At 75.0% G+C, this 12236-nt stretch carries 12 protein-coding genes; 8 read left to right on the top strand and 4 right to left on the bottom strand.

Going from position 1 to position 12236, the window contains the following annotated elements; all coding sequences use genetic code 11:
- Positions 1 to 24: 24 nt before the first annotated feature.
- Complete coding sequence (locus JJV70_RS00740) at positions 25 to 1410, top strand: protein phosphatase 2C domain-containing protein (protein WP_219045514.1); 1386 nt, start codon at positions 25 to 27, stop codon at positions 1408 to 1410.
- 100 nt (positions 1411 to 1510) lie between these two features.
- On the opposite strand, the gene JJV70_RS00735 is transcribed toward JJV70_RS00740, so the two are convergent.
- A complete protein-coding gene (locus tag JJV70_RS00735; RefSeq protein ID WP_219045513.1) occupies positions 1511 to 2491 on the bottom strand; it encodes a DUF2637 domain-containing protein in 981 nt (326 codons plus the stop codon).
- A 148-nt stretch (positions 2492 to 2639) separates the two neighbouring features.
- Complete coding sequence (locus JJV70_RS00730) at positions 2640 to 3500, bottom strand: (2Fe-2S)-binding protein (RefSeq protein ID WP_219045512.1); 861 nt, start codon at positions 3498 to 3500, stop codon at positions 2640 to 2642.
- Between the two features lie 128 nt (positions 3501 to 3628).
- Between JJV70_RS00730 and JJV70_RS00725 the strand changes: the two genes are divergently transcribed.
- A complete protein-coding gene (locus JJV70_RS00725) occupies positions 3629 to 4426 on the top strand; it encodes a GntR family transcriptional regulator (RefSeq protein WP_219045511.1) in 798 nt (265 codons plus the stop codon).
- A gap of 83 nt (positions 4427 to 4509) precedes the next feature.
- Here the strand turns inward: JJV70_RS00725 and JJV70_RS00720 are convergent, their stop codons facing one another.
- Positions 4510 to 5295 (bottom strand): hypothetical protein, encoded by a 786-nt coding sequence (locus JJV70_RS00720; protein WP_219045510.1) that lies wholly within the window; start codon positions 5293 to 5295, stop codon positions 4510 to 4512.
- Positions 5296 to 5676: 381 nt separating this feature from the next.
- On the opposite strand from JJV70_RS00720, the gene JJV70_RS00715 reads away from it, so the two are divergent.
- Positions 5677 to 6177, top strand: a complete 501-nt coding sequence (locus JJV70_RS00715) for a helix-turn-helix domain-containing protein (RefSeq protein ID WP_219045714.1) — start codon at positions 5677 to 5679, stop codon at positions 6175 to 6177.
- A gap of 427 nt (positions 6178 to 6604) precedes the next feature.
- Here the strand turns inward: JJV70_RS00715 and JJV70_RS00710 are convergent, their stop codons facing one another.
- Complete coding sequence (locus JJV70_RS00710) at positions 6605 to 7828, bottom strand: hypothetical protein (RefSeq protein WP_219045509.1); 1224 nt, start codon at positions 7826 to 7828, stop codon at positions 6605 to 6607.
- 145 nt (positions 7829 to 7973) lie between these two features.
- Between JJV70_RS00710 and JJV70_RS00705 the strand changes: the two genes are divergently transcribed.
- The 5 genes from JJV70_RS00705 (at position 7974) to amiA (ending at position 12215) form a co-directional block, all read left to right on the top strand.
- Positions 7974 to 8963 (top strand): ABC transporter substrate-binding protein, encoded by a 990-nt coding sequence (locus tag JJV70_RS00705; RefSeq protein ID WP_219045508.1) that lies wholly within the window; start codon positions 7974 to 7976, stop codon positions 8961 to 8963.
- Positions 8960 to 10093, top strand: coding sequence for an iron ABC transporter permease (locus tag JJV70_RS00700; RefSeq protein WP_219045507.1), 1134 nt, complete (start codon positions 8960 to 8962; stop codon positions 10091 to 10093). The genes JJV70_RS00705 and JJV70_RS00700 overlap by 4 nt, the downstream gene beginning before the upstream one ends.
- The gene (locus JJV70_RS00695; RefSeq protein ID WP_219045506.1) at positions 10090 to 11097 is read left to right on the top strand and encodes an iron ABC transporter permease; all 1008 of its coding nucleotides are present in this window, start codon (positions 10090 to 10092) and stop codon (positions 11095 to 11097) included. Before JJV70_RS00700 ends, JJV70_RS00695 begins: the two co-directional genes overlap by 4 nt.
- A gap of 83 nt (positions 11098 to 11180) precedes the next feature.
- Entirely contained in the window at positions 11181 to 12017 is an 837-nt protein-coding gene (locus JJV70_RS00690; RefSeq protein ID WP_308294618.1) for an ABC transporter ATP-binding protein, read from the top strand.
- Positions 12018 to 12101: 84 nt separating this feature from the next.
- The gene (amiA, locus tag JJV70_RS22335; protein WP_257573115.1) at positions 12102 to 12215 is read left to right on the top strand and encodes a streptamidine family RiPP; all 114 of its coding nucleotides are present in this window, start codon (positions 12102 to 12104) and stop codon (positions 12213 to 12215) included.
- The last annotated feature ends 21 nt before the right edge of the window (positions 12216 to 12236 follow it).

The raw sequence follows: 12236 nt of genomic DNA, 5'->3' as shown, positions 1-12236 counted from the left end.
GCCCGTAACGGGAACAATGGGGGCATGACAGGGCAAGGCGAACGGGCGACGGAGCCCGACTGGTGGACCCGGCTCTACGCGGAGGACCACCCCGACGCGGGCCACGGCGCGACCCACGACAGTCTGGACGACCGCTTCAACTCCGCCGCGCGCGCCGTCAGATCACCCAACATTGTCGCGCAGCGCACGCCGTCCCCGCGGCGGCCCGACACGGAACCGGCCCCCACCCGGCGTCCGGCGGCTGACCACCCCGCACGGGACGCGGGGGAACGGGGCGCCATGAGCACGAAGGATGACGTCCCGCAACGTGATGCCGGGTCAGGAAACACTGAAGCGCTGGACACCGATGCGGCAGACGGCACCGCGCCGGACGCCTCCACACCACCTGAGCCCACACCAGCCGGTGACGGGGGGACGGGCGACGCCACACCAGCCAGTCAGCCGCCCGCCGCCCCACCGCCAGACGAGGCCACCCCGGGCGTCTCCCGCCCCGCACCCCCGCCCCGGTCACCGGCGCGGAGTGAACCGGAACGCCGGGCGGCTGAGGCGAAGTTCGTGGGGGAGCGCCCGCCCACCTACGAAGCGGAGCCCACCACGCTCCCCGAGGCGGACCCGGAGGGGCTGGAGGACGTCGTCGCGGACACCGAACTGGAAGGCGCCCAGTACGGCGCCCTCACCGTCCGCGCGGCCTCCCTGCGCGGTGACTCCGCGCGGTTCCGGGGCCGGGCGCGGCACGAGGCCCTGCTCACCGTGCGCTTTGGCGCCGGGGACGACGCACTCCTGTTGCTCGCCATCGCCGGTGCGGGCCGGGCCGGGCCCGTCGGCCAGCGTCCGGCCCGCGACGCCTGCCGGGCGATCGCCCGCGCGGTAGGCCGCAGCCACGCCCGGCTGCTCACCGACCTCCGGGCGGGCGACCGCAGCGCGCTCGGCGCCGGGCTGGGCCGGCTGACCAGCCACAGCATGGGCAGGCTGCGTTCCCGCGCGGGCACCCTGCGCCTGGCGCCCGAGGAGTACCCCGCCGACCTGCGCTGTCTGGTGCTGCCGGTGGACCCCCGCTGCCGTACCCGGGTGTTCTTCGGCGTCGGCCCCGGCGGTCTGTTCCTGCTGCGCGACGGAGCCTGGGCCGACCAGGAGCCCAGGCCCGCCGATCCGCCGCCCGGGGACGCCGGGCCCGCCGCGCATCCGCCGTTCCGGTTCCGCACCTGCGTGGCCCGTCCCGGCGACACCTTGCTCATGGCGAGCCCGGGCCTGGCCGAACCCCTGCGCACGGAACCGGAGTTCGCCGCTGAGCTGGCCGCCCGCTGGACCGACGGCCCCGTGCCCGGCCTGGCCGCCTTCCTCACGGACGTCCACCTACGCGTCGAGGGCCACGCCGACGACCGCACCGCAGTGACCGTCTGGGAAGCGTGACGGCGCATTAGCCGGAAACGGGCTGCCCCGTCAGGCGGGGGCAGCCCGTTTCCGGCCGGTTTCCTGGCCGCGCGGACCCGGCCGGGGCGGGCGGGCCGCCTCAGCCGAACTGCTTCTCGATCGCGGCGAGTTTCTCCTCCAGCGTGTCCAGCCGGGGCTGGGCCGTGCCCAGGTCGGCCGTCCCGCTCTCGGAGCGGGCCAGCGCGGCCCGGGCCCGCACCGGCTTGTCCACCTCCACGGACACGTCCACGTCCCCCTCCGCCTCGGGCCGCGCGGCCGCCGGTGCCGCGCTCCCACGGGCCAGTGCCTTGAGCCGGGCGCGCTCCAGCTTGCGCTGTTCCCGCTGCCGGGTCCGTTCCTGCTCCCTGCGGCGCCGGTCCTCGCGCACCTCGTCCACCGCCTCGTCCAGTGTGCGCACGCCCTCCAGCAGCATCAGCGACCAGGCCCGGAACGTCTCACGCGGCGCGCGCAGCCACCTCACGACGCGGATCTGCGGCAGCGGGCGCGGCACCAGGCCCTGTTCGCGCAGCGCGGCCTTGCGGGTCTGCTTGAGCGCCCGGTCGAACAGGATCGCCGCCGAGATCGACATTCCGGCGAAGAAGTGCGGCGCGCCCGCGTGACCCGCGCCGCGCGGCGCGTGCACCCAGTTGAACCAGGCGGCGGCACCCGCGAAGATCCACACCAGCAGCCGGGAGCCGACCGAGGCGTCGCCGTGGCTCGCCTCGCGCACCGCGATGACGGCGGAGAACATCGCCGCCCCGTCCAGCCCGAAGGGCACCAGGTACTCCCAGCCGCCGGACAAATTGAGGTTCTGCCGTCCGAAGCCCACCAGGCCGTGGAAGGACAGCGCGGCGGCGACGCCCGCGCAGCAGAACAGCAGCAGGTACGACGCCGTCGCGTAGACGGTCTCCTTGCGGCGGCGCCGCTCCTCCATCCGCTCCCAGGAGTCGCCCGCTCCGGCGTCCTCGGCGGCGCCCGCCCCGCGCCCGCGCGCCATCATGAGCACGATCGCGCCGACGAGTCCGGCGAGCATGACGGCACCCGCCACCACCCAGCTCAGCGATCCGTCCGTGAGTTCCATGCCGCTGCCCCTCGTGCCTCGCTCGGCCGTCCGGTTCTGTTCCGCGGAGCATCCTGGCCGAACCGCACAGGCGCACGGAGCGGTTTTCGGGCAAGTAACCGCAACGAGCGGCCCACGGGGCCGCGCGGGGCCTTTGGGGTCGAACGCGTCAGCGAGGAGTGGTCAGGCGCTCGATGCGTTCCGCGTCGCAGGTGCGCGGGCACGTGACGCAGGTCTCCTCGGGACGCAGGGTGTAGAACAGGCAGCAGCTCGCCCGGTCCCGGGTGGGCAGGGTGGTGCCGTCGGGGGCGGTCAGTTCCCGGAAACCAGCGCCGCGCGGGTAGGGCGCGGTGGAGCCCGGGAGCAGCAGGCCCGCTTCCTCGATCGCCCGGCGCTCCTCTCCGAGCAGCCCGCCGACGTACCACAGGCCCTCGGTGATCTCGTCCGACGCCGCGCCCCACAGCGCCCGTGGGCCGCGCCGCATGCGCGGGCCGAAACCCTCCAGTACCGGGCCCATGTGCTCGGCCACCGCCTCGCGCACCGCGCCGCGCAGCGCCTCCTCGTGCGGCACGACCCGGGCCCCGGGCAGGGCGGCGGCCGGGTCGTCGGGCAGGCAGGCGAACGTGGACGGACGTACCGCGAGCCGGCCGGTGGCGCGGTGGAAGGCCACGGCGTCCACCGGCAGACGCGGCACGCGGCGCAGGAGGAACCAGGGGATGGTGATGAGCAGCGTCGCGGGCCAGGCGTAGCGGTGCAGGCCGAAGGAGGCGACCACATCGGGACGGGCGGCGGTGCCGTAGTCGCGTCGTACCTGTTCCTCGTCCCAGGTGAGAAAGGCGTCCAGGACGTCTCCGCCGGCGGCCAGCTCGGTGGTATGGGCCCAGCCGTCACCCTCGGGAAGCCCGCTCCCGGCGCCCACCTCGCTGACGCGCAAGCCGGGCAGGACCTCGCCGAGGCGCGCGTAGGCGGCGGCGAGCGGGGAGTTCGCGGTCGGCGGCTTTGGGGCTGGTGCGAGGGTGGTGACGGCCATGAAACGGTTCCCGATTCCACGATCGTTAGCAGGTAAGCCTTACCTTACCTGATCTCCGGGAGGTTTGATCTCCGGCACTCTCCGCCTATGGTGCTCTTCGGACACTCGGCATGGACAGGAGCGGGCACATGACGCGTACCCGATCGGACTCGGAGATAACAGCCCTCACGCCGTCCCCGCCCGCGCCTCACCCCGCTCACCCCGCCGCCGTCATCCCTGGTCAGCAGGTGCGTGGCGGATCGCGCCCGGCACTGGCCCCGATCCGGTCCGCCGTCGCCGGTCAGGCCGCCCGGGGTGAGCATGTTCACTCCGAGTCGCACCGCCCTCGCCTGCCGCGGCGGCACTCGGTGCGGGCCCAGGTACTGAACGCGCTGCGGGAGAAGCTGCACAGCGGCGAGCTGGCGCCCGGACAGGTGTACTCCGCCCCGGCCCTCGCCGAGCGCTTCGGCGTCTCGCCCACCCCGGTGCGCGAGGCGATGCAGCAGCTCGCGGTGGAGGGCGCGGTGGAGACCGTGCCCAACCGGGGCTTCCGCGTCGCCGAGCACTCGGGGAGCGACCGCGCCGAGCTGGCCGAGGTCCGCGCCCTGCTGGAGATCCCGCCCCTGCTCCAGCTGGCCGCCACCGTGCCGCCGGAGCGCTGGCAGGCGCTGCGTCCGCTCGCCGAGGCCACCGTCGCGCACGCCGCCCGCGCGGAGCGCGCCGCCTACGCCGAGGCCGACCGCGCCTTCCACGCCGCGCTCCTGGAGCTCACCGGGAACCGGCAGCTGGTGCGCGTCGCCACCGAGCTGCGCCGCCGTGGCGGCGTCGGACGCCCCCCGGCCGAGCTGCGCACCGCCGCGCACGAGCACGTGGCACTCATCGACGCCCTGACCGACGGGGACACCGGCGCCGTCGAACGCCTCCTGCGCCAGCACCTGGCCCGGTAGACGGGTCAGCCAGCCCCGCCCGGCGAGCTGGCCCGGCGAGCTCAGCCTTCCGGGACCGGCGGATCGTCCCGGCCCCGGGTGGGTCAGGCTGCCGCCAGGTGGCGGGCCAGCCAGGTGGGGACGCCGCCGAGCAGGCGGAACAGGCGCTGGGCCTCAGCGCGCAGGCGTTCGGCCTCCGGGCCGGGCTGCACGTCCGCCAGGGCGGCCAGGGCGGGTGCCATGCCGACGAGAAAGCCCAGCTCTTCGCGCAGCCGCAGGGACTCGGTGAACCCGTGCCGCGCCTCGGCCAGTTCACCCGCGCGCAGCGCGATCCCGGCCAGATGCCGCCAGGTGAACGAGCACAGCAGGGCGTCCCCGTGCTCCGCCGCCCCGGCGTGCGCCCGCCGGTAGGCGGCTTTGGCGTCCTGCACCTCCTGCGGGCTTTTGGCCAGGTGTTCGGCCAGCAGGCCGCGCCGGAAGTCCAGCAGCGCCCGGCCGGGGGAGGCGGGCGGCAGCAGCGCCGCCGCGCGGCCCAGCGCGGAGCGGGCCTCATCGGCGCGGTCGCGTACGCCCAGCACCGTCGCCGCGTACGCCAGGTGTCCGCGCTCGCAGGCGGCGGCACCGCGCAAGGTGGCGTCCACCGCCAGCGCTTCCGCACTTCGCAGCGCGTCCTCGGCCTCCGCCCACCCCTCGGCGGTGAACATGCAGCGCTCCCCCAGCAGTGCCGCCCGGCGTACCGCTGCCGCGGCGTCGCTCGCCGCGTGCGGGGTGAGCAGGGCCGCGGCATCCTCCCAGCAGCCCCGCGAGCGCAGCCGCCACACGGCGTGGTCCAGCGGGCCGCCACCCTCCGCGCCGCCCTCCCCGTGATCCAGCCGTACCGAACGAGACATGGCGGACTCCGCCACTGTGCCCTCCCCTAGCGCGTCGTCGAGCCGGATGTGCAGGTGAACCGGAAGAACCCCGTGAACCGGGGTGAGATCGATCTCAGCACGGAAGGCGCGCCGAGCCAAGAGGACGGTGTGAATCCCTTCACAATCTTGTCACGCGGGTGCGGAGCCGGGCGTCGAGCCGGAGTGCCGATCTGGCCGCTGGCCGGTACGGACGGTAAATCAACCCTTGGTTAAGGGGAGGCGAGGTGATCGCCCGGTCAGTCTAGTGATTCCGGCTTCTCCATGGCAGGATGCCAAACGAGGCGCATCGCGCGAGAGGTCAGGCTTAACTGGGCGTGAGACGGCTGTATGGCGGTGGATCAGAACACGAGGACGGTGACCATGGCGGCGGGCGGGGACGCGGAGCCCACGAGCGGGACGGCTGGCGGGACGCTGGCCCAGCGGCTCGGCTACCTGTTCGCGAACATGCACCCGGTCGGCGCCGCGTACACCAACGCCCACGTGGCCGAGGTGATCAGCCGGCATCCCGGGGAGTACGGCGGGGTCCGCCTCACCGAGCAGTACTTGTCCATGCTGCGCAACGGGCGCCGGGACAACCCGAGTCCGGACGTGCTCCGGGCGTTGGCGAAGTTCTTCGGCGTCCCGGTGGGCTACCTGCTCGGCGACCTGTCGGAGCGCCAGGCCGCCCACGTCGAAGAGGAGGTCCGGTTCCTCGCGGCGATCCGTGACCAGCGCGTGCGTCAGATCGCGCTGCGGTCGGTCGGGCTGCCGCCCGAGGTGCAGGACAGTCTGACCGCGATTATCAGCCAGTTTAGGCAGCAGATGAATTTGCCCCTGGAACCGCCCGAGTCGGGCGGTACCCACCCGCCAGCCGGGGCGTGACGGCCGGGAGGACGGCCACAGACGTCACGCCGCATGAGGAGGTGGCCCCGCACGGGGGTCTGGGCCACCTGTGACCAGGGCGGCGCCGGGCGGCAGGCTGGCCCGGCGCCGCCCTGCTCCCCGGCCCGCCCTGCGGTCCTGCCGCCGAGGCCGAGCCGGGAAATCCCCCCGTTCGCAGGTGGCTTGATATCGCTGACCCGGGCCCCGGAAGTGCCCTCCCGGCCCGTCCCGGGCTGCGCGATCGCCCTCCGATGCGGTAGAAAGGTGTTCAGCCCGTCCGGTGTGCATCCCCCGTCGCACCGGGCGGGCCTTCGCGCTTTCTGGGCCGGTGTTGCTCCCGTCCCGCACGGAGCGCCGGACCTCCAGCGCGCTGGATCACCTTCGCCCCGCTCCACGGGTCGTCATTCCACGTGCGGCTGTGGCCGGTTCAGCGGCCTACCGTGTCGCCGGACGCGCCGTCACCGGGGCGGACCATCGCCAGGCGGCCGCCCTCGTCCAGCGGCGTTCCCGTCCGCAACAGCGCCCGCTGCTCACCCGCGCGCGCGTCGAACAGCGCCACTTCGCCGTGCCCGCCCCGGCTGACGGCCACCCAGTCCGCCCCCGGTGAGGCGGCCACGGCACGGCGCTGCACGCTGTCCCACGGGGTCCCGCCCCGGCGCGGCGCCCCGGCCATCGGCGGCAGCGGCCTGCGGGCTGTCACCGCCGGGCGCTCGCCCGTGGTGTCCACGAGCACCAGTTCGTCACCGTCGGGATGAATGCGGGTGAAGGCCACCGCGTGCCGGGCCAGCGCCATGCGGAACACCAGCCCGGGGCCGAGCTCCACGTGTTCGGTGCGGCCGGTGTCCAGCGCGTGGCACCAGGCGGTGTTGCTCCACTCCGGCCAGCGCGACGGGGCGTCCGGTCCGCCGCGTACGCAGGACCACAGCAGGCGTCGGCGCGCGTCCACCCGCAGGAAGTAGCCGCGTCCCGCGCACCTCCACGGCAGTGGCGGCTCCGGGGCGAGGGCGCCGCCGGTGACGCGCACGCGGTGGACGCCCGCCCCCGTGGCGGCGAACACCCGTCCGGTGACCGGGTCGTAGGCGTCCCCGTGGCCGTCGTCCGGGAGGGGTGCCCGGGCCGCCGGTATCCGGTGCGGGCAGCCGGGGCCCGCGTCCAGCAGGCTGGCGAGGGGGAACGCGGCCAGTTCGCCGGGCGCGCGGTGCCGCAGCAGCGCCAGGGCCCCGGCGCCCGGGCCGGCGAGTGTCACCCCGGGCTCGCCCGCGCGTATCCGGCTCCGGACGGCCCGGCCGGTGTTCAGCTCCACGGCCGTCACCAGCTCGCTCCACGGTTCCTCGTGCGCCCCGAGCCCGGTGGTGACCACGACGTGCTCCGCGCCGGTGTCGGCGGCCAGGTGTTCGGCCGGGACGGCGACGGGCGCGGTGGCCGTCAGCAGCGGGCGTCCGGCGCGGGCCGCGCCGGGGTCGAGGACGAGGAGTTCGCCGCGCAGGTCGTCCACGCACGCGATCCGGCCGCCGGGCAGGGCCAGGAATCCGGCGTGCTCGCTCACGTGCCGCCCCTCCAGCGCCGCCACCTGTGTGCCGCCGGGAACGGTCAACACCGTGACGCGGCCCGCGACATGGTCCGCGACGATCAGGAGCGGTTCGGTGCTCATCGGGGTGCCTCCAGGGGGTGGAATGGGGATTCAGCAGGGTTTTTGGCAATGGTTATCATGTGTATTCTGCCTTCGCGAAGGGCACGGGGCCGCCCTCCGCGCACCGCGTCCACGGCCCCGGCACGAGAAGAACGGGAACCTTTCGATGACGCGCTCCTCGCTGCGCACCGCGCGCCGCTGGCTGGCCGCCGCGGTGCTGGGCACCCTGCTGACCGGCTGCGGGACCACTCCCGACGCCGACGACGACGCCAAGGGCGGCAAGCCCGCGAGCGCCACCGACGCCACGGACGTCACCGTCGAACCAATCGAGGCCGCCCGGGAGATCACCGACGTCCACGGCGTCACGGTCCGCACCGACGCCGAACCCCAGCGCGTCGTCTGCCTGGTGGCGCTGTGTGACGACATGCTCGCCGAACTGGGTCTGACCCCCACCGCCACCAACAGCGCGCTGCTCGCCCACCCCGACTTCCTCGGCCCCGAAAAGGCAGCCGACATACCCGTGATCCCCGGCGGCTTCCTCGCCCCGGAGGTGGAGGCGATCCTCTCCCACGAACCCGACCTGGTCATCGGCCTGGAGGACACCCACGGCAAGCTCGCCCCCGCGCTCAAGGGCGCCACCACCTTCTGGCCCGTCCAGCCGGACAACTGGGTGGACAGCGTCGCCTACCTGCGCGACCTGGCCGCGCTCACCGGCCGCACCGAACAGGGCGAGACGGCCGAGCGGACCTTCCGCACCAAGCTCGCCGCCGCCGAGCGGGAGCCCAGCGACCACACGGCCCTGGTCATCTACGGCAGCGACGAGAACTTCGGCGTCGCCACCCCCGGCACCGACGTCGCCGCCGGACTCTTCCCGAAGATCGCCGACTACCCCTGGGAGTCGCGCGGCGTAGAGGGCACCTACAGCCTGGAGGAAATCCTCGCCGCGGACGTGGACGTCCTCTTCGTCGAGACACTCTCCTTCGGAGACGACAGCGCCAAGCTCTCCGAAACCCTCGCGGGCAACCCGCTGTGGGGCGAGATCCCGGCCGTGCGGAACGGAGACGTCCACGAAGTGAACTCCGAGGTGTGGGCCAAGGGACGCGGCACCCGCTCGCTCGGTCTGGTCCTGGACGAGGCCACGGCCGCGCTGCGGTGAGTCCGCGCCGCCACCTGCCCGTGCTGGCCGGTCTGCTCGCCGCCACCGCGCTCGGCGCCCTGTGCCTGGGCACTCCGGTGGTGTCCCCGGCCGAGCTGCCCAGCGTGCTGCTGGGGACGCCCGGCGGGGACGGCGACCGGCTCGCCGCCGTCGTCGTCGGCCAGCTGCGCCTGCCGCGCCTGGTGCTGGCGCTCCTGGCCGGAGCCTGCCTGGGCGCCGCCGGGCTCGTTCTCCAGGAGGCCCTGCGCAACGAACTGGCCGTGCCCGAGATGCTGGGCGTGTCCTCCGGCGCCGCGCTCGGCGTCGCCGCGCCGCTGGTGCTGGCGCTCGCCCTGCCCCCCGCCGTGGTGCCCCTGCTGGCCATCGGCGGCGCGGCGGCCGGAGGCGTGCTGACCCTGCTCGCGGCGGGCTTCGGCCGCAGCCCCTCGGCGGTGCTGCTCACCGGCGCCGCCGTCTCCGCCGCGCTCCAGGCCGCCCTGCTGGTCCTCATGGTGATGGCCGACCAGCTGGACCTCCAGCTCATCTACCGCTACCTGCTGGGCTCGCTGTCCGCCCGCACCTGGTCCGACGTCACCGGCCTCGGACCCTGGCTGCTGGTGGCGCTGCCCGCCCTGGTGCTGTGCGCGCCCGTGCTGTCGGTGCTGCGCCTGGGGGACGAGGACGCCGCGTCGCTGGGCGTGCGGACCCGGCGGGCGCGGCTCGCGGCGCTGGCGGTCGCGATCGTGCTCATCGCGCCCGTCGTCGCCGTCTGCGGCCCCGTCGCCTGGGTCGGGTTCCTCGCGCCCCACCTGGCCCGGCGGCTGCGGGCGGGGGCCGACGCGGTGCGCCTGCTGCCGTGGTCCGCGGGCTGGGGTGCCTGCGTGGTGGCCGTGGCCGACCTCCCGGCCCGCCTGGCCCTGGCCCCGGTGGAAACCCCGGTCGGCGCGTGGACCGCGCTGCTCGGGGTGCCGGCGGGGGTGGCGCTGCTGCGGGCCGGGACCCGTGACCCAGCCGCGCGCCAGGGCGGGCGTGCGGGGCGAGTCCGCTGGAACGCCGCCCGGGTGCCGCGCCGCTGGTGCGGGCCGGGGACTTCCGCGGGCGTGACCGTGGCGCCGCACACCCGGGCCGTCCGGGCGGAGGAGGACGCATGACCGCCAGGTTCACCGCGCTGGGCGGCCTCGTGGCGCTCGTCGCCGTGGCCAGTCTGCTCGCGGGACGCGCGGTCACGCCCGGTGCCGTCGTGGACGTGCTGGCCGGCGGGGGAGGGGACACCGCGCGGCACGTCGTGCTCAACCTGCGGCTGCCACGGCTGCTCGTCGCGCTCGGCGCGGGGGCCGCGCTCGGTGTCGCCGGGCTGGTGTTGCAGTCCGCCCTGCGCAACCCGCTGGCCGGTCCCGAGGTCACCGGCGTCACGCCCGGTGCCGTGCTCGGGGCCGTGGCGGCGACCGGGCTCGGGGTGGCGGGCTGGCAGTCCCCGGCGGCCGTCGTCGTGGCCGCCTGCGTCGGCGGGTTCACCGGAGCCGGTCTGCTGTGGCTGCTCGCCGGCCGGGAACGCGGCGACGCGGCCACCACCGCCGTCTACGGCGTCCTGGTCAGCGCCGTGCTCGGCGGACTGACGGCCATGGTGCTGCTCGTCGCGCCCGGGCAGCTCGGCAGCGTCGTGCAGTGGCTGGTCGGCAGCACCGAGGGGCGGGTGTGGGCGCACTGGAACCTGCTGTGGCCGTGGACACTCGCGTGGGGCACCGGCGCCTGGCTGCTGGCCGCGCCGCTGACCCTGCTGCGGCTGGGCGACGAACCGGCCGCGGCCGTCGGGCTGGAGATCTCGCGTGCCCGCGCCGTGGCGCTGCTGTGCGCGGTGGCGCTGACGGCCGGGGCGGTCTCCTCGGTGGGTGCGCTCGGCTTCGTCGGACTGCTGGTGCCGCACCTGGCCGTCGCCCTGTTCGGCGCCGACCTGCGCCGCACGCTCCCGGGTGCCGCGCTGTGCGGCGCGGTGGTGGTGTGCGGCGCGGACGCGGTGGCCCAACTGGCCTCCCGCTGGCTGTCGTCCGCGCTGGACGCCGGGCGGCTCACCCTGCCGGTCGGCGCGCTCACCACCGGGCTGGGCGCCGCGCTGCTGCTCGCCGTGGTGCGCCGCGCCCCGGGCCGCTCGTTCTGAGTTCTGAGTTCTGAGTTCCGTGTTCTGTCGGGTGTCGGGCGGCGCGTGCCGCGTGCCGCGTGCCGCGTAGAAAGGTGCCGCTGGTGTCGAAGGTGACGACGGGAACCACCGAGCCGCCGCCCGGGGTCCGGGTGGAGGGCGTCCACTTCGGGTATCCCGGCCGGCCGGTGCTCCACGAGGTGGGCCTCACGATCGCTCCCGGGGAGCTGACCGCGCTGATCGGCCTCAACGGCTGCGGCAAGTCCACGCTGCTGCGGCTGATCGCCGGTCTGCTGCGGCCCACCCGTGGCCGGGTGCTGCTGGGGGACGCCGACCTGGCCCGCCTGAGCCGCCGCGCCGCGGCCCGCCGCGTCGCCCTGCTGCACCAGTCCGCGCCGCCGGTACCGGGCATGACGGTGCGCCAGCTGGTGCGGCAGGGCCGGTACGCCCAGCGCGGGCCGCTGGGCATGCTGCGCGACGGTGACGGCCGCGACGACGACGCCGTACGCCGCGCGCTGGCCGACACCGGCGTCGCGGCGTGGGCGCAGCGGCCGGTGGACGCGCTGTCCGGCGGTGAACGGCAGCGGGTGCGGCTGGCCATGGCCCTGGCCCAGGACACCCGCGTCCTGCTGCTGGACGAGCCGACCACGTATCTGGATCTGCGCCACCAGCTGGAGGTGCTGCAAACGGTGGTGCGGCTGCGGGCCGAACGCGGGCTGACGGTGGTGATGGTGCTGCACGACCTCGCGCACGCCGCCCGGTTCGCCGAGCGGATCGTCGCGCTGCGGGACGGACGCGTGGTGGCGGACGGGCCGCCGAAGGAGGTCGTCACCTCCGAACTGCTCGCGGACGTCCTGGACGTGGCGGGCCGGGTGGGGCAGGACCCGGAGGGCGGATGGCCGGTGTGTTACCCAGATCACCCTCTGACGGCTAGCACATGACAATCATTTTCATTTAGTGTGTGCGTGCGGCATTCGAACGGGTGTCGCAGCGTCCAACTGTCCCTCTCTAGGAAGGAATTCGCCATGGAGCAGGAGAAGGTCTTCGCGCCGATCGCCGACCCGGGCCAGCTCGCCCACGCCTCGGCGTCCCACTCCAACGCGCTCGTCGAGAACCCCTTCGACGACAACGAGGAGTAAGCCCCGCACGGGGTAAGCCCC

The organism is Streptomyces sp. JJ66 (genome assembly GCF_019303495.1).
In the GTDB taxonomy this organism is placed as follows: domain Bacteria; phylum Actinomycetota; class Actinomycetes; order Streptomycetales; family Streptomycetaceae; genus Streptomyces.
The sequence above is the reverse complement of the archived record's forward strand: the minus strand, read 5'-3'. Positions and strand labels throughout refer to the sequence as shown.

Excerpts from the sequence above, each read along its gene's own strand:
- JJV70_RS00740 (WP_219045514.1), top strand. The coding sequence starts at position 25 with ATGACAGGGCAAGGCGAACGGGCGACGGAGCCCGACTGGTGGACCCGG.
- JJV70_RS00735 (WP_219045513.1), bottom strand. The coding sequence starts at position 2,491 with ATGGAACTCACGGACGGATCGCTGAGCTGGGTGGTGGCGGGTGCCGTC.
- JJV70_RS00730 (WP_219045512.1), bottom strand. The coding sequence starts at position 3,500 with ATGGCCGTCACCACCCTCGCACCAGCCCCAAAGCCGCCGACCGCGAAC.
- JJV70_RS00725 (WP_219045511.1), top strand. The coding sequence starts at position 3,629 with ATGACGCGTACCCGATCGGACTCGGAGATAACAGCCCTCACGCCGTCC.
- JJV70_RS00720 (WP_219045510.1), bottom strand. The coding sequence starts at position 5,295 with ATGTCTCGTTCGGTACGGCTGGATCACGGGGAGGGCGGCGCGGAGGGT.
- JJV70_RS00715 (WP_219045714.1), top strand. The coding sequence starts at position 5,677 with ATGGCGGCGGGCGGGGACGCGGAGCCCACGAGCGGGACGGCTGGCGGG.
- JJV70_RS00710 (WP_219045509.1), bottom strand. The coding sequence starts at position 7,828 with ATGAGCACCGAACCGCTCCTGATCGTCGCGGACCATGTCGCGGGCCGC.
- JJV70_RS00705 (WP_219045508.1), top strand. The coding sequence starts at position 7,974 with ATGACGCGCTCCTCGCTGCGCACCGCGCGCCGCTGGCTGGCCGCCGCG.
- JJV70_RS00695 (WP_219045506.1), top strand. The coding sequence starts at position 10,090 with ATGACCGCCAGGTTCACCGCGCTGGGCGGCCTCGTGGCGCTCGTCGCC.
- amiA (WP_257573115.1), top strand. The coding sequence starts at position 12,102 with ATGGAGCAGGAGAAGGTCTTCGCGCCGATCGCCGACCCGGGCCAGCTC.